The organism is Pseudomonas sp. AC252 (genome assembly GCF_979258105.1).
The window spans coordinates 5,603,087-5,623,602 of sequence record NZ_OZ409837.1 but is presented as its reverse complement, the minus strand read 5'-3'; the positions used below and the strand labels follow the sequence as shown (position 1 = coordinate 5,623,602).

Genomic DNA, 20,516 nt, shown 5'->3' with positions numbered 1-20,516 from the left:
TAGGATTGTTGGTGGGCTCACTTGCCGAGTTTCACCCGGGTCCAGCCACGGGTCATGATCCGCTGCGTCGCGATCGGCTGGTCCGGCACCGCATACAAGGTTGCCATCACCGCTTGCGACGGATACGAGCCCGGTTCGTTACGAATCGCTTCGTCCACCAATGGCGTGGCCGCTGCGTTGGCGTTGCTATAGCCGATGCTGTTGGTGACTTCGGCGATGATGTCCGGGCGCATCAGGAAGTCCATGAACAGGTAGGCGTTGTCGACGTTCGCCGCATCACGGGGGATGGCGACCATGTCGTAGAAACTGCCGGCGCCTTCCTTGGGAATGCTGTAGTCGATCACCACGTTGTTGCCCGACTCCACTGCGCGGGCCTTGGCCTGCAGGACGTCGCCGGAGTAACCGACCGCCACGCAGATGTTGCCGTTGGCCAGATCGGAGATGTACTTCGAGGAATGGAAATACGCCACGTACGGGCGGATTTTCATGAACAGCGCTTCGGCCTCGGCAATGTGCGCCTTGTCCTTGTCGTTCACCGGATAGCCCAGGTAGTGCAGGGCGGCCGGGAGCATCTCGGTCGGCGAATCGAGAAAACTGATGCCGCAGGCTTTGAGCTTTTCTGCGTTCTCCGGCTTGAACAGCAAGTCCCAGGAGTTGGTCGGGGCGTTGGCGCCGAGTACTTCCTTGACCTTGGCTGGATTGAAACCGATGCCGATCGAGCCCCACATGTACGGGAACGCGTGAGCGTTGTCGGGATCACTGGCAGAGGCGTTTTTCAGCAGCACCGGGTTGAGATTCTTCCAGTTCGGCAGCTTCGATTTGTCCAGCGGCTGATAGACGCCGGCCTTGATCTGTTTGGCCAGAAAACTGTTCGACGGCACGACAATGTCGTAACCGGATTTGCCGGCGAGCAGGCGCGCTTCCAGGGTTTCGTTACTGTCGAAGACGTCGTAGGTCACGCGAATGCCGGTTTCATCTTCGAATTTTTTCACGGTGTCCGGCGCGATGTAATCGGACCAGTTGTAAACACGCAGCACCTTGTCGTTGGCCTGGGCGCCCATGACCATTGCGCCCATTAAGGACAGTGTCAGCAGAGTCCTGCCAAACATTTTCATCGGTACAACTCCCTTCTTCTTATTCAACAAAACAAAAGCTCGGTGCACTTGAACCTTGTGGCGAGGGGATTTATCCCCGCTCGGCTGCGAAGCAGTCGCAAAACCTGAATACGGAGTCTTCAGGTAGAACTGCAGGGACCGCTTCGCAGCCCAACGGGGATAAATCCCCTCGCCACAGTTGTTCATCGGTGTTGCTCAGGCAGTCGCCGCTGCTGGCTGTTGCCACGACTCGTTTGCGGTCTGATCCATCGCTTCCTGAATCGCCCGCTTGCGGTTGGCTTCCGCCTTGCGGCCGAAATACCAGACCAGGAAAGTCACCAGCGACACTGCCAGCAGAATCAGACTGGCCACGGCGTTGATCTCGGGTTTTACACCCAGGCGCACCGCCGAGAATACTTCCATCGGCAGGGTGGTGGAGCCCGGGCCGGAAACGAAGCTCGCCAGCACCAGATCATCCAGCGACAAGGCAAACGACATCATCCCACCCGCCGCCAGCGACGGCGCGATCATCGGAATGGTGATCAGGAAAAACACCTTGAACGGCTTCGCGCCCAGATCCATTGCCGCTTCTTCAATCGACAGATCCAGTTCCCGCAGGCGCGCGGAGACTACCACCGCGACATAAGCGGCACAAAAGGTGGTGTGGGCGATCCAGATGGTGACGATGCCGCGCTCCTGCGGCCAGCCGATCAGTTGCGCCATCGCCACAAACAGCAGCAACAGCGACAGACCGGTGATCACCTCAGGCATCACCAGCGGCGCGGTGACCAGGCCGCCAAACAGCGTGCGGCCCTTGAAGCGCGTCACCCGCGTCAGGACGAAGGCGGCGAGGGTGCCCAGTGCCACAGCGGCAATCGCGGTGTAGCAGGCGATTTCCAGCGAGCGCACCACCGAGCCCATCAGTTGCGTGTTGTCGAGCAGGCCGACATACCACTTGATCGACCAGCCGCCCCACACCGTCACCAGTTTCGAGGCGTTGAACGAGTAGATCACCAGGATCAGCATCGGCAGATAAATGAACATCAAGCCAAAGATCAGCATGAATTTGGAAAAGTTGAAGCGTTTCATCCCCGTGCCTCCATCTCTTTGGCCTGGCTGCGGTTGAACAGCAGAATCGGCACAATCAGGATCAACAGCATGACCACTGCCAGCGCGGACGCTACCGGCCAGTCGCGGTTATTGAAGAACTCTTGCCACAGCACGCGGCCGATCATCAGCGTCTCCGGGCCACCCAGCAGTTCCGGAATCACGAACTCGCCGACCACCGGAATGAACACCAGCATGCAGCCGGCAATGATGCCGTTCTTGGCCAGTGGCACGGTGATCTTCCAGAAGTTGTTGAAGTTGCTTGAGCCCAGATCCTGCGCGGCTTCCAGCAGGCTGTTGTCATGCTTGACCAGGTTGGCGTAGAGCGGCAGCACCATGAACGGCAGATACGCGTAAACCACACCGATATAGACGGCAGTGTTGGTGTTGAGGATCTCGATCGGATGATCGGTGAGCCCGGTCCACATCAGGAACGCGTTGAGCAAACCGTTGTTGCTGAGGATGCCCATCCACGCATACACGCGGATCAGGATCGCCGTCCAGGTTGGCATCATGATCAACAGCAGCAGGACGTTTTGGGTTTCCTTGCCGGTCTTGGTGATCGCGTAGGCCATGGGGAAACCGATCACCAGGCACATCAGCGTGCTCAGTGCCGCGACCTTCAGCGAGCCAAGGTATGCGGACAGATACAGCTCGTCTTCACCGAGCAGCGTGTAGTTGCCGATGTTCAGCAGCAGCTGGAATTTCTGTTCGGCGAAGGTGTAGATCTCCGAGTACGGCGGGATCGACAGCGCGGCTTCCGAGAAGCTGATCTTCATCACCAGAAAGAACGGCAGCATGAAGAACAGGAACAGCCAGATGAACGGAATGCCGATCACCAGTTTTCGTCCGCTGGGCACCAGGCGCAAGAATTGCTGATTGAAAGTTCTCATGAGCGCAGCACCACGCCGCTGTCGTCTTCCCACCAGACGTAGACCTTGTCGTCCCAGGTCGGCCGCGCGCCACGGCGTTCGGCGTTGGCCATGAACGACTGGACGATCTTGCCGCCGGGCAGCTCGACGTAGAACACCGAGTGGCCGCCGAGGTAGGCGATGTCGTGGACCTTGCCTTCGGACCAGTTGTAGCGGAATTCCGGTTGGGTGGTGCTGACGAGCGTTTTTTCCGGGCGGATGGCGTAGGTGATCGACTTGTCCTGCACCGACGTGCTGACGCCGTGACCGACATAGATCTTCTGCTGCAAGTCGGGGCTGTGAATGATCGCGTGGCCTTCCAGGTCTTCCACCACGGTGCCGTCAAAGGCGTTCACGTTGCCGATGAATTCGCAGACCATGCGGCTGACCGGCGCCTCATAAATGTCCACCGGGCTGCCGATCTGCGCGATCCAGCCCAGGTGCATGATCGCGATGCGCTGGGCCATGGTCATGGCTTCTTCCTGATCGTGGGTCACCATCACGCAGGTCACGCCGACGCGCTCGATGATCTCCACCAACTCCAGCTGCATCTGCGAACGCAGTTTTTTATCCAGCGCACCCATCGGCTCGTCGAGTAGCAACAGCTTTGGCCGTTTGGCCAACGAGCGGGCGAGGGCGACGCGCTGTCGCTGGCCGCCGGACAACTGGTGCGGGCGGCGCTTGGCGTATTGGGTCATGTGCACCAGACGCAGCATTTCTTCGACGCGGGCATCGATTTCGCTGGCGGGCAAACGGTCCTGCTTGAGGCCGAAGGCGATGTTCTGCGCCACGGTCATGTGCGGGAACAGCGCGTAGGACTGGAACATCATGTTGATCGGCCGCTCATAGGGCGGCATGTCGGTGATGTCCACGCCATCGAGCAGAATCCGCCCCTCGGTCGGCCGCTCGAAACCGGCGAGCATACGCAGCAGCGTCGATTTGCCCGACCCGGAACCGCCCAGCAGCGCGAAAATCTCGCCCTGATGGATCTCCAGGGACACATCGTCCACGGCCACGGTTTCGTCGAACTTCTTGGTGACACGATCGACTTTCACCAGCACCTTTTTCGGTTGCTGATGACCTTCGAGTGCCTTGCGGTAAGTGCTGGAGGCGTTTGCCATGTGAAACTCCCAACAGGTTTCGTGTGCCTGGCCAACGTGGCCGGGCTTAAGTGGATTGCAAGCCTGCAGGTGCATTCCCAGTCGGATCACATCCCCTGTGGGAGCGAGCTTGCTCGCGAAGACGTCGTGTCAGCCGACATCGTTGTTACCTGACACACCGCTTTCGCGAGCAAGCTCGCTCCCACAGGGTTTTGCATTGATCTGAAGGTCTTGCTCCTGCCGTCCGGCTTGTTCGGCGCCGCCGTCCTGGCTGCCTGGGTCGTACTTGTTGTTATCACGGGTGTTGCGGTTCACGACTGACGGATGTGCAAACGCACACCCGCCAGCCGTGGGGGCAGTAAATCGTTATTTATTTGGCGATTGCGTCAGCGCTGACTGCGCTTCGCCGCCCGTTGCCGGCAAGCCTCGCCGAACGCCTGGAAAATCTTCAGGTAGTTCGGGTTGTCCAGCACCTGCCATTCCGGGTGCCATTGCACGCCGAGGGCGAGGGTCGGACTGTGCTCGACCGAGATCGCTTCGATCAGGCCATCCGGCGCCACGGCTTCAGCGCGCAGGCCGGGAGCGAGGCGGTCGATGCCTTGGCTGTGAATCGAATTGACCTGAAATTCGTCGGGCAGCTCCAGCGCTTCGAACACGCCGCCAGCGATCACGCTGACCGCATGGGCCGGTGCGTATTGCACGGCTACATCCGGGCTGTCGGCCTCGCGGTGATCGAGCATGCCGGGCAGCTCGTGCACCTTTTGATGCAGGCTGCCGCCGAAGGCCACGTTCATTTCCTGGAAGCCACGGCAGATGCCTAGCACCGGAACGCCGGCAGCGATGGCTGCACGCAATAAAGGAAGGGTGGTGGCGTCGCGGGCTGGATCATGATCCGTGCCGGGCGCACTGGCCGGGCCTTGATAGTGGAAGGGCTCCACGTTAGACGGCGAGCCGGTCAGCAACAGACCGTCAAGTTGACCGAGCAGGTCATCGATTTCAGTCAGATTGCCGAGGGAAGGAATGACCACTGGCAACCCTTGGGCGCCAATGCTGACAGCACGTACGTACTTGTCGCCGCTGATGTGATAGGGGTGCAGGCCAATCTGTTTGACGCACGCAGTAACGCCGATCAATGGCTTGAATGCCATTTTTATTCACCTCGAAGTCTGTCACTTGAACGAGCTTTTCCGGAGCTTAGCCTCGTTGATTTTAATTAACAACTGCCATGTAAAAAATTCTAAACGCCGTTCATCAAATCGCTCGGGTTTACCGGGGTCTAGCGACGGATATGGCACGAGAGCGTTAATAAAAGCCCTAAAAATAAAGGCTACAGGGCAGGGTGTTCGCTATTGACTTCACTTTGCCTTTCGGATTGACTGGCTGCGCAACACGGTGGTGAACATAATAATTAACAGCTAAATAGGTGCATCATGTCGGTCCCTCTGCGTACCGTTCAACTCAACGAAGCCAACGCATTCCTTAAGAAATATCCTGAGGTTTTGTACGTCGACCTTCTGATTGCGGATATGAACGGTGTGGTGCGCGGTAAGCGCATCGAACGCACCAGTCTTCATAAGGTGTACGAAAAAGGCATCAACCTGCCGGCGTCGCTATTCGCGCTGGACATCAACGGCTCGACGGTGGAAAGCACCGGTCTGGGCCTGGATATTGGCGATGCCGATCGCATCTGCTACCCGATTCCCGGCACCCTGAGCATCGAGCCGTGGCAAAAACGCCCGACCGCTCAACTACTGATGACCATGCACGAGATCGAAGGTCAGCCGTTCTTCGCCGACCCGCGTGAAGTGCTCGCCAACGTGGTGCGCAAGTTCGACGATCTCGGCCTGACCATCTGCGCGGCGTTCGAACTTGAGTTCTATCTGATCGACCAGGACAACGTGAATGGTCGTCCGCAGTCGCCGCGTTCACCGGTATCCGGCAAGCGTCCGGTGTCGACTCAGGTCTACCTGATCGACGATCTCGACGAATACGTCGACTGCCTGCAGGACATCCTCGAAGGCGCGAAAGAGCAGGGCATCCCTGCTGATGCGATCGTCAAGGAAAGCGCCCCGGCGCAGTTCGAAGTCAACCTGCATCACGTCTCCGACCCGATCAAGGCCTGCGATTACGCGGTGCTGCTCAAGCGTCTGGTGAAGAACATCGCCTACGACCACGAGATGGACACGACTTTCATGGCCAAGCCTTATCCGGGCCAGGCCGGCAACGGTTTGCACGTGCACATTTCGATTCTGGACAAAGAAGGCAACAACATCTTCGCCAGCGAGGATCCCGAGCAGAACGCCGCGCTGCGTCACGCGATCGGCGGTGTGCTCGAGACCCTGCCGGCGCAAATGGCGTTCCTCTGCCCGAACGTCAACTCGTATCGCCGCTTCGGCGCGCAGTTCTATGTGCCGAACTCGCCAAGCTGGGGTATCGACAACCGCACCGTGGCCGTGCGCGTGCCGACGGGTTCAGCGGACGCCGTGCGCATCGAACACCGCGTTGCCGGTGCCGATGCCAACCCGTACCTGCTAATGGCGTCGGTGCTGGCCGGCATTCACCACGGTCTTACCAATCAGATCGAGCCCGGTGCCCCGGTTGAAGGCAACAGCTACGAGCAGAACGAGCAGAGCCTGCCGAACAACCTGCGCGACGCCTTGCGCGAGCTCGACGACAGCGAAGTCATGGCGCGCTACATCGACCCGATGTACATCGACGTGTTTGTCGCGTGCAAGGAAAGCGAGCTGGCCGAGTTCGAGAACTCGATTTCTGATCTTGAGTACAACTGGTATCTGCATACGGTGTGATCACAGACACCACCGATCCAATGTGGGAGCGAGCCTGCTCGCGAATGCGGTATGTCATTCAGAATATTGTTGCCTGACACGACGCTTTCGCGAGCAGGCTCGCTCCCACAGGGAGCGGGTTATCAATTTTTGATGCGTGGGTGATCGCCCGCCGTCGCCCAATCTGCCCTTGTCGAGCTCAAAACAATGACCACCACCCGCAACGACTGGGAACAACGCTTCCAGTCTCTGTCCATCGAATCCCGCGCTTTCATCAACGGTGAGTACCGCCCGGCGATCAGCGGCGACACTTTCGAATGCCTGAGCCCGGTCGATGGCCGCTTTCTTGCCGCCGTCGCCAGCACCGATGAAGCCGACGCCAACCTCGCCGTCGAAGCCGCGCGCCAGTCCTTCAACTCTGGTATCTGGGCGCAAAAAGCCCCCGCCGAGCGCAAGCGCGTGCTGATCCGCTTCGCCGATCTGATCCTGCAACACCAGGAAGAACTGGCGCTGCTGGAGACCCTCGACATGGGCAAGCCGATCAGCGACTCGATGAGCATCGATATCCCGGCGGCCGCCAACGCGATCCGCTGGAGCGCCGAGGCCATCGACAAGATCTACGACGAAGTCGCTGCCACCCCGCACGATCAACTTGGTCTCGTCACCCGCGAGCCGTCCGGTGTGGTCGCGGCGATCGTGCCGTGGAATTTCCCGTTGATCATGGCCAGCTGGAAGTTCGCCCCGGCGCTGGCGGCGGGTAACTCGTTCATCCTCAAACCTTCGGAAAAATCACCGCTGACCGCCATCCGCATCGCGCAACTGGCGCTGGAGGCGGGGATTCCGAAAGGCGTGTTCAACGTGCTGCCGGGCTACGGCCACACCGTCGGCAAGGCACTGGCGTTGCACATGGACGTCGATGTACTGGCGTTCACCGGCTCCACGGCGATCGCCAAGCAGCTGATGATCTATGCCGGGCAGAGCAACATGAAGCGCGTCTGGCTCGAGGCCGGCGGCAAGAGCCCGAACGTGGTGTTCGCCGATGCACCGGACTTGCGCGCCGCAGCTCAGGCAGCAGCCAGTGCCATCGCCTTCAATCAGGGCGAAGTCTGCACTGCCGGTTCGCGCCTGCTGGTCGAGCGTTCGATTCGCGAGCAGTTCATCCCGCTGCTGGTGGAAGCGCTGCAAGCGTGGAAACCGGGGCACGCACTGGATCCGGCGACCACTGTCGGCGCCGTGGTCGACCAGCGTCAACTGGACAACGTGCTGCGCTATATCAGCATCGGCCGCGAGCAGGGCGCCGAGTTGATTGCCGGCGGCCAACGCACCCTCGAAGAAACCGGCGGCCTCTACGTGCAGCCAGCGATTTTCGACGGCGTGACCAACGCGATGACCATTGCCGGGGAAGAAATCTTCGGCCCGGTGCTGTCGCTGATCAACTTTGACACTGCCGAAGAAGCCCTGCAGATCGCCAACGACAGCATCTTCGGCCTCGCCGCCGGGGTGTGGACCAGCAACCTCAGCAAGGCGCACACCTTCGCCCGCGGCCTGCGCGCCGGCAGTGTCTGGGTCAACCAGTACGATGGCGGCGACATGACTGCGCCATTCGGTGGCTTCAAGCAATCGGGCAACGGCCGCGACAAATCGCTGCACGCGTTCGACAAGTACACCGAACTGAAAGCGACCTGGATCAAGCTCTGATTCTTTTACAGCGGCGGCCGCCCCTGGTTGGCGGCCCTCGGAGAAACCTATGAAACAGCAACACGTAAACAGCTACTACGCGGCCACGCGCAACGAAGTCATCGACTTCCCGGTTCTCGAAGAAGCACTGGACTGCGACGTCTGCATCATCGGCGCCGGCTACACCGGTCTATCCTCGGCGCTCTTCCTCAGCGAAGCCGGCTACAAAGTCACCGTACTGGAAGCGGCGAAAGTCGGCTACGGCGCCAGCGGTCGCAATGGCGGTCAACTGGTCAATTCTTATAGCCGCGACGTTGATGTCATCGAAGAGCGCTACGGCGACAAGACTGCAGAAATCCTCGGCAGCATGATCTTCGAAGGCGCCGATATCATTCGTTCGCGCATCAAGGATTACGACATCAAATGCGACTACCGCCCGGGCGGCATCTTCGCAGCGATGAACAAGAAACAACTCAATGGTCTGGCCGAGCAGAAGCGCAACTGGGAACGCTACGGCAACCGCAATCTGAAAATGCTCGATGCAGCGGACATTCGTCGTGAAGTCGGCTCCGACGCCTACGTTGGCGGTTTGCTGGACATGCAGGGCGGCCACGTTCATCCGCTGAATCTGGCGCTAGGGGAGGCCGCTGCCATCGTGCGCTTGGGCGGCAAGATCTACGAGCAATCGGCGGCGGTGGACATCACCTACGGCGAGCCGATCACCGTGCGCACCGCTAAAGGTCTGGTCCGTGCCAAATACCTGTTGATCGCTGGCAACGCTTATCTGCCACAAGGTCTCGACAACCGTGTCACCGCGAAAAGCATGCCGTGCGGCTCGCAGATCGTCGTCACCGAACCGCTGACCGAACAGCAGGCACGCAGCCTGATCCCGAATAATTACTGCGTCGAGGACTGCAACTATTTGCTGGATTACTACCGCCTCACTGCCGACAACCGCCTGCTTTACGGCGGCGGTGTGGTCTACGGCGCGCGGGAGCCGGACGATATCGAACAACTGATCCGGCCGAAGATCCTCAAGACCTTTCCGCAGCTCAAGGACGTGAAGATCGACTACCGCTGGACCGGCAATTTCCTGCTGACCATGTCGCGCATGCCGCAGTTTGGCCGTATCGAAAAGAACGCCTACTACATGCAGGGCTACAGCGGCCACGGCGTCACTTGCTCGCACCTGGCCGGCAAACTGATCTCGGAAATGATCCGTGGCGACGCCGAACGCTTCAACGCCTTCGCCTCGCTGCCGCACATGCCGATGCTCGGCGGCCGCACGTTCTCGGCGCCGCTCACCGCTCTGGGCGCCGTCTACTACTCACTGCGCGACCGTTTCGGCGTCTGATTGACCTCACCGGCGGCGATCCAAAAGACCCCGCCGGTTTTTCCCTAAACAGCACACAAAACCTGTGGGAGCTGGCTTGCCAGCGATTGCGGTCTTTCAGCAAAAGGGATGTTGAATGTGCCATCCAATCGCTGGCAAGCCAGCTCCCACAAGTTTTTTATTTATCCGCAATAATCGCCAGCCAGCTCATTTCGATCACCATCCATCGAACCTGCTGAGCAACACCGGCAAACGTGATTTAATAGCCGCCTTTCACGGTTCCGGGACACGGGAGCAACGTGATCCGCGCAACCTGCGCGTCACCCGCCACCCACCCCCATCGCCCCTTTTACATAAGGCAGTCATGGATACGGGTTCTCGACTCAAACTAGTACGCGAAAGCTACAAACTCTCCCAGCGCGAGCTCGCCCGGCGTAGCGGCGTGACCAACGCAACCATCTCGCTGATCGAACAGAACCGCGTCAGCCCCTCCGTCAGTTCGCTGAAAAAGCTGCTCGAAGGCATACCGATGTCCCTGGCCGACTTCTTCACCTTCGACCAGCCCCCGCGTGAACATCAATACGTATTCCGCGCCAACGAACAACCCGACCTCGGCCGCCACGGCCTGCGCCTGCTGCTCATCGGCGCCTCCGTCCCCAGCCGCCAGATGCGCCTGCTGCGCGAGCAATACGCCCCTGGCGCCAGCTCCGGCGAAGAGCCGATCGTGCATGCCGAAGGCGAAGAGTGCGGCTTGGTCACGCGTGGCACGGTGGAATTGACCGTGGACGGGCAGGTGAGTGTGTTGAGTGCGGGGGACGGGTATTACTTTCCGACGACGCTGCCGCATAAATTCCGGAATATTGGCGCGGATGAGGCTGAGATCATCAGTGCGAATACGCCGGCGAATTTTTGAAGGGCACGCGTTTCGCCTGGTTTGAATGAGGTGGATTTTTTAGCAGAACGCAGGCCGCACAGGTGTTTTCCTGCGAAGTATTCAGATCTTGAAATTTCGCGATGTCTGCGGCTGATAACCACTCGTCCGACGCATCGCACGTTCGCCGCGCACCTGCTTCCAATGCTGTAACTCCACACGCAACGGAAGAGCCACCATGCTGAACCATAAAATTGCGGTGATTACCCTAGCGGCGTTGCTGTTCGGCAGCGCGCCGTATGCGCTAGCGGCTGGCGACACGTCGACCCCGAAGGCGAGCGACGGCACCAGCCAGACTCGTGAACCGGCGTCTCCAGCCACCAATGCCGACCCGGATGCCGATTCGCTGCCCCAAGGGGGTGATGGTGGCAAAACCGACAATGGGCCGGTGCCTTCTGCTTCCAAACCCACCCCCGCGGGTCAACCGTCCGGTAGCAGTAGTGGGGGCAGCGGCGGTGGTTGATGGGTACGTCGTATTGGAGAGCCCGGTCTTTCAAACCGGGCTTTTTTCTGCGTATCAGAAATTGTTTTTCGATGACCCGATGTCTCTTCCGAGGTGTCGGGTCAGTTTATTTTTGCCGTTCGTCAGCCCCTCCGCATTTTCGCCGCACACCTGATTCCAATGCATACCTTACCCCCCGCAAAGGAGCCGCCAACATGCGCCCAGTCAACCTCGCAGCACTGACGCTAGCCACTTTGGTATCCGCCACCTCGCTATACGCAGCAGCCGCCAGCGACACCCCTGCACCCACCGCGAACGACGGCAACAGCCAGACCAACCCGAGTGCGCCGGAGGACATTCATTCCAATGGCGCCACCGTGCCCAAAGGCACACAGGGCAACACCACCAATAATGACGGCTCTACACCTTCGGGTTCCAAGCCCAGTGGTTCGAAGCAATCGAACGACAGCGGCACCAGCAGCGGTGCTGGTGAAGGCTGAGGCTGTTTGCACATGCAGCAAGCCCGGCAACAAGCCGGGCTCTCTATCAGGCAATGCTCGATAAACGAGGCTATTTAGCCTTCCAGTTCCCGCCGCTGTTTTCACAATCAATCTTCGCCTGTGCCAGATGCTCGCCGTCGTAGTAATACGTCGTGACTTTGGCATTGTCAGGCATGTTCAGCGGTTTGGCGCTTTTGTCTTTGCTGGTCGAGTGCGGGTTGGCCAGGGATTCCTGGGTGAGGCGGGCGGTGCAGGTGGCCTGGTAGTGGTCGTCGCAGCGTTCGACTTTCTTCTTGGTGGCGTTGAGGGTGTCCTTGGTTTCGTTGCTGCATGACCAGTTGATGGAATCCACGGGCATGCCTTCGTATTCGTAGCAGCTGTGGGTTTCCACCGCCGGCACCGAGGCGCTGGAGGAGCGGGTCTGCACGTCGCAGCCTTCAGCCATGACGCAGGTGGGGATGATGGCGAACGTGGCGATCAGGAGCAGCAGTCGGGTTTTCATCGGCAATTCCTCTCCAATGGCGCCGCGTCTGATCGGTGATTTGGCGCTTGTCTGGTTTCGAGGCGGCGAGGGCGGGCAAGGTTCAATCGGCTTTGCGCTGCGCGATCTTCGCGTACACTGCGCAACAATCAGAAACATTCAGCGCCCAAGGATTGGACCGTCGCCATGATTGAAATCGGCCGCCGCAACATAGCCCCCGCTTCACAGCATCCGTTTCACGACATCTATCTTTTTCATATCGATCCGAGCAAACCGGATACGCCGTTCTGCTTTGAGCAGTCCATGGGCGGCGGGCATATGGAGCATGGCGGCGCGCGGTTTTTGGCTCGGGATGAGCTGGACGGTTGGTGTGGTGACTGGCGCGCGCACTTGCGCAAGGCCGATTGCGCGTGGGTCGCCGAGTTGATCGATGCAAATCCGCAGGCGGATCAGGCGACGCTGGTGTCGATGATTCTTCAGCACCATGCTCATCCGGCGAAACCTGTAGGGCGTCTGCGAGCGATCGGCAACTGGCTCAAACGCAACATTCACGTTGGCGGCCGCTATGGCCTTTGACACCACGGAGACTCCCATGGCCCAAACCCTCGAACGCGCCATCGCCATTGCCGCCACAGCCCACAGCGGGCAGGTGGACAAGGGCGGGGCGCCGTACATTTTGCATCCGCTGAAAGTCATGTTGCGCATGCACACGCTGGAAACGCGCATCGTCGCCGTGCTGCACGATGTGGTCGAGGATTGCGGGGTGAGTCTGGATGATTTGCGTGGCGAAGGTTTTAGCGAAGAGGTGCTGGCGGCGATTGCGGCGGTGACCAAAGCGCCGGGCGAGTCCTACGAGGATTTTGTCGACCGCGCCGCGCAAAACCCGATCGGGCGAGTGGTGAAGCTGGCGGATCTGGAAGAGAACAGCGATATCTCGCGGATTGCCTCGCCGAGTTGGGAGGATCTGGAGCGTATCGAAAAATACCGGCGGGCGATTGCACGCTTGCGTATGTAAGACGTATTAGATTCTTGTAGGAGCGAGCCTGCTCGCGAAGGCGATAGATCAGTTATTCATCTGTGACTGGCAGGACGCTTTCGCGAGCAGGCTCGCTCCCACAGGGGAATGGTGGTGTGTCAGTTGGATAGCCAGGAAGGCGAACGATGAAATCCGTTGTGTGCTTGTTGATTGCCGCCGCTTTCGGCGCGTTATTGCAGTTTGAAGGCGTGCCTCACGGCTTGCTGCTGGGTTCGATTGCGGTTACTGCATTGTTTGCCGGCAAAACCGGCATCGCCCCGGCAACCCCTTACGGGTTGGGCTACATCCAGGTCACGCTGGGCATCGCCACTGGCCTTATGTTCGAAGCATGGGACAGCGAAACAGCCTCGACAATGTTGCCCAGCCTTGGCGTGTTGCTGATCTGCCTGGCCATACAAATCGCACTCGCCGGCTGGTGGCTGACACGCGGCGCCGGCTGGAATCGCACCGACGCACTGCTGGCGGTGTATCCCGGCGCACTGGCCGCAGTGTTCGATTTGCTTGAATCGGAAAAGGCTTCGAGCAAAGTCATCATCGTGCACCTGATGCGGCTGCTGTTGATCACCGTGCTGGTGAGTTTGCTGATTCCCGGGCAAGCACCTGTGGCTGAAGTCGTCAGCGATTCGTTGACCACAGGCATGGCGCTGACCGCACTCGCTGCCATCGCGCTGAGCGTGTTGCTCGGGCGTTTGCTGCTGCTGATCGGCGTCCCTGCGCCGTTCATGCTTACCGCGATCATCATAACTGCGGTGTTCGTGAAGGCCGGATGGCTGCATGGCTTTCACCTGCCGGAGTGGAGTTTGAACCTCGCCGCACTGATTCTCGGCGTACGCATCGGCTCGCGATTTCAGGGCCTCGGCATCGCAGAGCTGGCGCGACATGGCCGCACCGCTTTGGTTTCCGTCGGGCTGATGATCGTCGTCGCGGCGGTGTTTGCTGAAGGGGCTGCGCGCTGGCTGGGCAGTGATCCGCTGTCGCTGTGGCTGGCATATATGCCGGGCGCGATCGAGACGATTGCCATTGTTGCGTTTGGTGGCGGGCTGAATGTGGTGTTTATCCTGACGCATCATTTGAGCCGGATGGTGCTGCTGCATTTTGCCCCGGCGTTGTTGGTGCAGGTCAGGCGGGTGCGCGAGGGGCTTGACCGTGCGCAGCTCCCTCGCCAGACAAGTGGGCTGGGCTCAGCGTAAGTGCGCCGAAAAGCCCTCCAGGCCCGGAGCAATCTCATCCTTCAACGTCAACGCCGGAATCTCGTACTCCCCACCATTCTGCTGCCGAAACCCGATCGGCCGGGCACTCCACAGCTCATCCAGGCGCAACCCCAGTTCAGCGGTGGTCTCGGCATACCGCGGCTCATCCATCCGACTGGTGCGATACACCACAAACGGCGGCACTACATCAAAGCCTGGGTAATACAGAATCCCGTGCTGAATCGGAAACAGCAAATCGTCCATCGGCCCGTTGATGCCGCGTGGGCTGTAGTGCGATTCCCAGCCGCCGGTTGTCACCACCAGCATCGCCCGTTTGCCCTTCATCTTGCCTTCGCCGTAGCGTTCGCCCCAGCGGCTGTCGGAGTGTTCGCCGACGCCATAGGCAAAGCCGTAGGCGTAGACGCGGTCGAACCAGCCTTTGAGGATCGCCGGCATGCTGAACCACCACATCGGGAATTGCAGGATCAGCGCGTCGGCCCAGAGCAGTTTCTCTTGCTCGCGGGCGATGTCGGCGGCCTGGGTGCCCTCGGCGTAGGCGCGTTTCGAGTCGAGCGAGGCGTGGAAGGGTTGCGATGGGTCGCGCTGCGGTGCGTCGTCGGCGTCGAGCACGGCTTTCCAGTTCATCGCGTAGAGGTCAGAGACCTGCACGGTGTGGCCGGCGGCCTGCAGGCGCTGGACGGTGAAGTCGCGCAGCGAGCCGTTCAGCGAGGTCGATTCGGGGTGGGCGTAAACCAGCAATACATTCATGTCGCGTGCTCCTTGAGTGGATGACTGCAGGATCGGCGCTGGCCCGGTATATTGGAAATGAATGTCCGATATGTCTGGTATAGCCATGAATAATTTGAGACGCCTGGATATCAACCTGCTGCTGACCCTGGACGTGTTACTCGCCGAGCACAATGTCACCCGCGCGGCGCAGCGCCTGCATCTGTCGCAGCCCTCGGTGAGTGTGCACTTGGCCAGACTGCGCGAAATCTTCAACGATCCGCTGTTGCTGCCCGGCCCGCGAGGCATGCGCCCGACCGCTCGCGCCGATGCACTGCGCGAGCCGTTGCGTGAAGCGCTGGAGGCGTTGGAAAGGGCGGTGGCGCCAGCGGATGTGTTCGACCCGGCGCAGGCAACGCACAGTTGGAAAATCGCCGCGACCGATTACGGCGAATCCACCGTCGTGCTGCCAGCGCTCAGCCATTTGCGCGAACTGGCACCGGGCACGCGGCTGGCGATCGTCGACCTGACGCCGGCGCAAATGGTCAAGCAAGCCGAGCAGGGCGTGTTCGATCTGGCTTTGCACATCAGCGAAGACGCGCCGCCGGAGTTACATCGACGACCATTGTTCACTGAGCGTTATGTGCTGGCCGGGCGCGTCGGCCACCCGCGGTTGACCCAGGCGCCCAACCGCGAGCAGTTCTGCGCGCTGGAACATGTGCTGGTGTCGCGGGAGGGCGGAGGCTTTTTTGGCGCGACTGACAAGGCGCTGGCAGAAGTCGGATTGGCGCGGAAAGTGGTGTTGTCAGTGCCGCACTTTCTTATGGCGATGTCGGTGCTGGCGAGCACCGATCTGGTGGCGATGCTGCCGTCACGCCTGGTGCGCGGCAATCCGGCGCTGCAAGTGGTCGATGCACCGCTGCAGGTGCCAGGCTATGAAATGGCGATGTTCTGGGCCGAGCGGGTGCACCGGGATCCAGCGCACAAATGGCTGCGCGAGCAATTGCTGGCCTCGGTTTGATGCATGTTCAGGCGTGGCCCAAGGCAATCGCGAACGACACGACGATCATGCAGGCGAAGGCGAAATTGAGATTCATGGGCGGTTCTTCCTGAGCTTTTGAGAGTGGGGCCATTGTGAACAGGCGCAGCGCAAAGAAAAAATTCGCCGTGTTGATTCCAATGATCGAAAGCATTGATAGCCGCTGCGTTTGTATTTGCCCGAGACTTTCGCTAGTGTCGGCGAAACCTGCAACTACAAGCACAAACAGGCATAACCATGCACGACCACTCCATCGCCGAATTGCCGTCCCTGCGTCGGCAGAAAATCCTTTTGCTGCTCGAACGTGACGGCAAGGTCATGGCCTCCGAGCTGAGCCAGCATTTCGCGGTATCCGAGGACACTATCCGCCGCGACCTCGCCGAACTGGACAGCGCCGGCCTGGTGCAGCGGGTGCATGGCGGCGCGCTGCCGCGACCGAAGGACTCCGGCAAGGATTACTTCACCCGCCTGGATGAGACCGACGAGATCAAGGTGCGCTTGGCGCAATTGGCGGCGCAGCACATCGAGGACGGGCAGATTGTGCTGTTCGATTCCGGCTCGACCACGTTGCAGGTGGCGCGCGCATTACCCGCCGACATCCGCATTACCGCCGTGACCGCGTCACCGCTGACCGCGATTGCCTTGTCCGAGTACAAAGGCGTGAAAGTGATTCTGGCGGGTGGCCAATTGAATCCGCATTCGATGTCGGCGAGCGGTCAGGAAGCGTTGCGGCTGCTGGCGGGGATCAAGGCGGACTTGGCGATTACCGGGGTGTGCGCGATTCATCCCGAGGTCGGCATCACCTCGCTGCATTTCGATGAAGTGCCGATCAAACAGGCGATGCTCGACAGTGCGACGCAGGTGATTGCAGTGACTACGGCGGACAAGCTGGGCGCGGTGGAGCCGTTTGTGGTGGCGCCGTGTACGCGCCTGCACAGGTTGATTACCGAGCGGCATCCGGGGTCGGGGAGTGTGGAGGATTATCGGCGGTTGGGGATTGTGGTGGAGCAGTTGCCGGATTGAAATTTTGTGGTGGGACTGATGGCCTCATCGCTGGCAAGCCAGCTCCCACAGTTTTTGCGGTGTACATGAATTTTGGGTACGCCACGGACACTGTGGGAGCTGGCTTGCCAGCGATAGGGCCAGTAAATTCAGCGCAACCGCTCAAGCATCTGGTAATACCACATCCCCGCCGCCAGCAACGGGTTGCCGAGCAGGTCGCCCATTGGCACGCGAATGTGCTGGCACGCGGCGAAGGTGTCGAACTGTTCCATTTGCCCAGTGATCGCCCGGCTCATGATTTCGCCCATGATGTGGGTGGTGGCGATGCCGTGCCCCGAGTAGCCCTGGCAGTACCAGACGTTGTCCGAGAGCTTGCCCAGTTGGGGAATGCGATTGATGACGATGCCCATCGCGCAACTCCACTGGTAATCGATCGGCACGCCTTTGAGCGCCGGGAACGTGCGCTCGATACACGGGCGCAGTTCCGCCGCGATGTCGCGCGAATCCTTGCCGCTGTAGTTGGCACCGCCGCCGAACAGCAAACGGCCGTCGGCGGTGAGCCGGTAGTAATCGAGGACGAAGCGGCAGTCGTACACGGCGAGGTCTTCGGGGTTGATCTGTTTCGCCAGATCGCCCAGCGGCGCGGTGGTGACGATGCCGCCCATGGCCGGGAATATCTTGCCCTTGAGCTGACCCGGTTCGAGCTTGTGATAGACATCGCCGGCGAGCATCACCTGACTGGCGTCGATCTGGCCGTGAGCGGTGCGCACGCCGGGGTTGTCGCCGTGAATGATCTCCAGCACTTCGCTGTTTTCGAAGATCAGCGTGCCCAGGCTTTCGGCTGCGCGTGCTTCGCCAATGCACAGGTTGAGCGGGTGCAGGTGCATGTTACGGGTGTTCTTGATGGCGCCGTGGTAAAGCTCGCTTTGCAGCAGATCGCGGACCTGGCTGCGGTCGAGCAGGCTCACCTCATCGCCCAATCCGCGACGCACGGCTTCGTCATAGTCCTTGCGCAGATCGGTCATGTGGCTCGGCTTGTATGCCGCGTGCAAATGGCCGTGTTTGAGGTCGCACTGGATCGCATATTTTTCGACGCGCTGGCGGATGATTTCATGTCCGCGCCAGCGCAGGTGCCAGATGAAATCGTCCACGTCATCGCCCAGTTTCGCGCGCATCTGTTTGCGCATCGCACCGTCGCCGGAGAGGCTGCCCGTGACCTGCCCGCCATTGCGCCCGGTGGCGCCCCAACCGATCTTGTGGCTTTCGACGATGGCGACTTTCAGGCCTTTTTCCGCCAGCTCGACGGCAGTGGCGACGCCAGTGAAACCGCCGCCGATGATCACCACATCGACCTTGTGCCGGCCTTGCAGGGTCGGATAGTCGGTGTCGTGGTTGAGGGTGGCGGTGTAGTAGGAATTGCAGCGAATGGTCATGTCAGGGTCCACAAAAAATTCCAGGTTCGAAGTGCATTCCCTGTGGGAGCGAGCCTGCTCGCGAAAGCGGTGTGTCAGTCACCCAAAATGTTGAATGTGATGACGCCTTCGCGAGCAGGCTCGCTCCCACAGGTTCGGTGTCGGATCGTTAAGCCTCGGTCAGATACCACCGCCAATCCTGCTCACCCACTTGCGCCATGAACTGCCGATACTCGGCACGCTTTACCGCCAGATACACCCCAAGGAATTCCTGCCCTAAAGCCTCCCGTGCCCACTGGGAGTTTTCCAGCGCCTGTAACGACGTCAGCCAATCGGTCGGCAGCAATTCTTTCGCCTGGGCATAACCATTGCCCTCGACCGGCGCACCCGGATCCAGCTCTTCGCGGATTCCGCGATGAATCCCGGCGAGGATCGCTGCCGCTGCCAGATAGGGGTTGGCGTCGGCGCCGCAGATGCGGTGTTCGATGTGTCGTGTCGGCGCCGGGCCGCCGGGTACGCGCAGGCTGACCGTGCGGTTGTCGACGCCCCAGGTCGGCGCCAGTGGTGCGTAGCTGTTGGCCTGGAAACGCCGGTAGGAGTTGGCGTTGGGGCAGAACAGCAGCAGCGAATCAAGCAGGGACGCGAGCATGCCGCCGATCGCCGTGCGCAACAGCGGCGTGCCGGCCGGGTCTTCAGAAGCGAACAAGTTACGCCCCTCGGCGTCGGCGAGGCTGACGTGCATGTGCATGCCGGTGCCGGCCAGATCATCGAACGGCTTGGCCATGAACGTCGCCTGCATGCCGTGCTTTTGCGCTACGCCTTTGACCAGACGTTTGTAGCGCACCGCCTGATCCATCGCCTCCAGCGCATCGCCGTGTTCAAGGGTGATTTCCACTTGCCCCGGGGCGTATTCGGAAATCGCCGTGCGCGCCGGAATCCCGTGCAGTTTGCACGCGCTGTAGAGGTCGGCGAGAAAGGGTTCGATCTGCTCCAGCTCGCGTAAACCGTAGACTTGCGTGTGTCGCGGTCGCCCGCCGTCGGCGTCCAGCGCCGGTTGCGGGCGGCCGTTGTGATCGCGTTTGGCGTCGAGCAGATAGAACTCCAGCTCGCAGGCCATGATCGGGTGATAACCCTCGGCCTTGAGCCCGTCGATCACCTTGATCAGCAGGTGCCGAGGGTCAGCGATGCTCGCCGGCATGCCCTCGGTCGGGTGCATGCTGACCTGCACCGCCGCCGTCGGAATCTGCCGCCACGGCAGGCGCACCAGACTGCCTTGCAGCGGATAGGCGCGGCAGTCGATGTCGCCGACGTCCCACACCAGCCCGGAGTTCTCGACGTCCTCGCCTTGTACGGTCAGGCCGAGGATGGTGCTCGGCAATGGCCGGCCGCTTTCGTACACGGCGAGCAGTTCTTCACGGTGCAACAGCTTGCCGCGCGACACGCCGTTGGCGTCGAGGATGAACAACTCGATCATGTCGATATCAGGGTTCTGTTCGAGGAACAGGCGGGCGTCTTCGATGGCTGCGAATTTCATGGCAAATCACTCACGATGGCGCCGCACAGGCGCGCAGATTCGGCCGGACACGACGCGACAAAAAGGCGTAAGTGTCCCGGCAGGGATATCAGGGAAAAGGAAAATTGACTGTCGCGGGTATCAAGCTCGCGATCAGGCAGGAGCGGCGATATCCGGCGGGCGTGCGGAGTGACGCAGCTTGGAACGGCGCAGGGCCATGGGCAGATTGACGATGC

General features: G+C 60.5%; 21 protein-coding genes. 11 read left to right on the top strand and 10 right to left on the bottom strand.

Going from position 1 to position 20,516, the window contains the following annotated elements; genetic code table 11:
• Window positions 1–17: 17 nt before the first annotated feature.
• The 5 genes from ACZZZ4_RS25540 to ACZZZ4_RS25520 all read right to left on the bottom strand — a co-directional run bounded on the left by ACZZZ4_RS25540 (window position 18) and on the right by ACZZZ4_RS25520 (window position 5,360).
• The gene (locus ACZZZ4_RS25540) at window positions 18–1,115 is read right to left on the bottom strand and encodes a polyamine ABC transporter substrate-binding protein (protein ID WP_024013335.1); all 1,098 of its coding nucleotides are present in this window, start codon (window positions 1,113–1,115) and stop codon (window positions 18–20) included.
• Between the two features lie 195 nt (window positions 1,116–1,310).
• Window positions 1,311–2,183 carry an ABC transporter permease subunit gene (locus ACZZZ4_RS25535; protein ID WP_071172836.1) on the bottom strand — a complete coding sequence of 291 codons (873 nt, stop codon included), beginning with the start codon at window positions 2,181–2,183 and terminating at the stop codon, window positions 1,311–1,313.
• Complete coding sequence (locus tag ACZZZ4_RS25530; protein ID WP_039763290.1) at window positions 2,180–3,094, bottom strand: ABC transporter permease subunit; 915 nt, start codon at window positions 3,092–3,094, stop codon at window positions 2,180–2,182. Before ACZZZ4_RS25530 ends, ACZZZ4_RS25535 begins: the two co-directional genes overlap by 4 nt.
• A complete protein-coding gene (gene potA, locus ACZZZ4_RS25525) occupies window positions 3,091–4,233 on the bottom strand; it encodes a polyamine ABC transporter ATP-binding protein (protein WP_463549117.1) in 1,143 nt (380 codons plus the stop codon). Before potA ends, ACZZZ4_RS25530 begins: the two co-directional genes overlap by 4 nt.
• A gap of 365 nt (window positions 4,234–4,598) precedes the next feature.
• Window positions 4,599–5,360: a gamma-glutamyl-gamma-aminobutyrate hydrolase family protein gene (locus ACZZZ4_RS25520; protein ID WP_463549116.1), complete on the bottom strand. Its 762-nt coding sequence runs from the start codon at window positions 5,358–5,360 to the stop codon at window positions 4,599–4,601.
• A 282-nt stretch (window positions 5,361–5,642) separates the two neighbouring features.
• Between ACZZZ4_RS25520 and ACZZZ4_RS25515 the strand changes: the two genes are divergently transcribed.
• The 6 genes from ACZZZ4_RS25515 (at window position 5,643) to ACZZZ4_RS25490 (ending at window position 11,881) form a co-directional block, all read left to right on the top strand.
• Complete coding sequence (locus tag ACZZZ4_RS25515) at window positions 5,643–7,019, top strand: glutamine synthetase family protein (protein ID WP_007918694.1); 1,377 nt, start codon at window positions 5,643–5,645, stop codon at window positions 7,017–7,019.
• Window positions 7,020–7,205: 186 nt separating this feature from the next.
• Window positions 7,206–8,696, top strand: a complete 1,491-nt coding sequence (locus ACZZZ4_RS25510; RefSeq protein WP_463549115.1) for an aldehyde dehydrogenase — start codon at window positions 7,206–7,208, stop codon at window positions 8,694–8,696.
• A gap of 49 nt (window positions 8,697–8,745) precedes the next feature.
• The gene (locus ACZZZ4_RS25505) at window positions 8,746–10,029 is read left to right on the top strand and encodes an NAD(P)/FAD-dependent oxidoreductase (RefSeq protein WP_463538413.1); all 1,284 of its coding nucleotides are present in this window, start codon (window positions 8,746–8,748) and stop codon (window positions 10,027–10,029) included.
• A gap of 343 nt (window positions 10,030–10,372) precedes the next feature.
• Window positions 10,373–10,921 (top strand): cupin domain-containing protein, encoded by a 549-nt coding sequence (locus tag ACZZZ4_RS25500; protein ID WP_011333561.1) that lies wholly within the window; start codon window positions 10,373–10,375, stop codon window positions 10,919–10,921.
• Between the two features lie 196 nt (window positions 10,922–11,117).
• Window positions 11,118–11,402: a hypothetical protein gene (locus ACZZZ4_RS25495; RefSeq protein WP_463549114.1), complete on the top strand. Its 285-nt coding sequence runs from the start codon at window positions 11,118–11,120 to the stop codon at window positions 11,400–11,402.
• Between the two features lie 194 nt (window positions 11,403–11,596).
• Window positions 11,597–11,881: a hypothetical protein gene (locus ACZZZ4_RS25490; protein ID WP_463549113.1), complete on the top strand. Its 285-nt coding sequence runs from the start codon at window positions 11,597–11,599 to the stop codon at window positions 11,879–11,881.
• A gap of 70 nt (window positions 11,882–11,951) precedes the next feature.
• Here the strand turns inward: ACZZZ4_RS25490 and ACZZZ4_RS25485 are convergent, their stop codons facing one another.
• The gene (locus tag ACZZZ4_RS25485; protein WP_039763280.1) at window positions 11,952–12,383 is read right to left on the bottom strand and encodes a hypothetical protein; all 432 of its coding nucleotides are present in this window, start codon (window positions 12,381–12,383) and stop codon (window positions 11,952–11,954) included.
• 165 nt (window positions 12,384–12,548) lie between these two features.
• Here ACZZZ4_RS25485 and ACZZZ4_RS25480 point away from each other — a divergent pair, with 165 nt between their 5' ends.
• From ACZZZ4_RS25480 to ACZZZ4_RS25470, 3 genes are all read left to right on the top strand, one after another.
• Complete coding sequence (locus ACZZZ4_RS25480; protein WP_039763279.1) at window positions 12,549–12,938, top strand: hypothetical protein; 390 nt, start codon at window positions 12,549–12,551, stop codon at window positions 12,936–12,938.
• 16 nt (window positions 12,939–12,954) lie between these two features.
• Window positions 12,955–13,377: an HD domain-containing protein gene (locus ACZZZ4_RS25475; protein ID WP_463549112.1), complete on the top strand. Its 423-nt coding sequence runs from the start codon at window positions 12,955–12,957 to the stop codon at window positions 13,375–13,377.
• 146 nt (window positions 13,378–13,523) lie between these two features.
• Entirely contained in the window at window positions 13,524–14,588 is a 1,065-nt protein-coding gene (locus ACZZZ4_RS25470; protein ID WP_463549111.1) for an AbrB family transcriptional regulator, read from the top strand.
• Here the strand turns inward: ACZZZ4_RS25470 and ACZZZ4_RS25465 are convergent.
• The gene (locus tag ACZZZ4_RS25465) at window positions 14,580–15,356 is read right to left on the bottom strand and encodes an NAD(P)H-dependent oxidoreductase (RefSeq protein WP_039763274.1); all 777 of its coding nucleotides are present in this window, start codon (window positions 15,354–15,356) and stop codon (window positions 14,580–14,582) included. The genes ACZZZ4_RS25470 and ACZZZ4_RS25465 overlap by 9 nt on opposite strands.
• Window positions 15,357–15,441: 85 nt before the next feature.
• Between ACZZZ4_RS25465 and ACZZZ4_RS25460 the strand changes: the two genes are divergently transcribed.
• Window positions 15,442–16,335, top strand: coding sequence for a LysR family transcriptional regulator (locus ACZZZ4_RS25460; RefSeq protein WP_463549110.1), 894 nt, complete (start codon window positions 15,442–15,444; stop codon window positions 16,333–16,335).
• Window positions 16,336–16,342: 7 nt separating this feature from the next.
• Here ACZZZ4_RS25460 and ACZZZ4_RS25455 read toward each other — a convergent pair whose 3' ends face one another.
• Window positions 16,343–16,507, bottom strand: coding sequence for a hypothetical protein (locus ACZZZ4_RS25455; protein WP_165368427.1), 165 nt, complete (start codon window positions 16,505–16,507; stop codon window positions 16,343–16,345).
• An 83-nt stretch (window positions 16,508–16,590) separates the two neighbouring features.
• On the opposite strand from ACZZZ4_RS25455, the gene ACZZZ4_RS25450 reads away from it, so the two are divergent.
• Entirely contained in the window at window positions 16,591–17,376 is a 786-nt protein-coding gene (locus ACZZZ4_RS25450) for a DeoR/GlpR family DNA-binding transcription regulator (protein WP_310406383.1), read from the top strand.
• 128 nt (window positions 17,377–17,504) lie between these two features.
• On the opposite strand, the gene ACZZZ4_RS25445 is transcribed toward ACZZZ4_RS25450, so the two are convergent.
• Entirely contained in the window at window positions 17,505–18,788 is a 1,284-nt protein-coding gene (locus ACZZZ4_RS25445; protein ID WP_463549109.1) for an NAD(P)/FAD-dependent oxidoreductase, read from the bottom strand.
• Between the two features lie 148 nt (window positions 18,789–18,936).
• On the bottom strand, window positions 18,937–20,301 hold the full coding sequence (locus tag ACZZZ4_RS25440; RefSeq protein WP_463549108.1) for a glutamine synthetase family protein: 1,365 nt from the start codon (window positions 20,299–20,301) through the stop codon (window positions 18,937–18,939).
• Window positions 20,302–20,516: the final 215 nt, after the last annotated feature.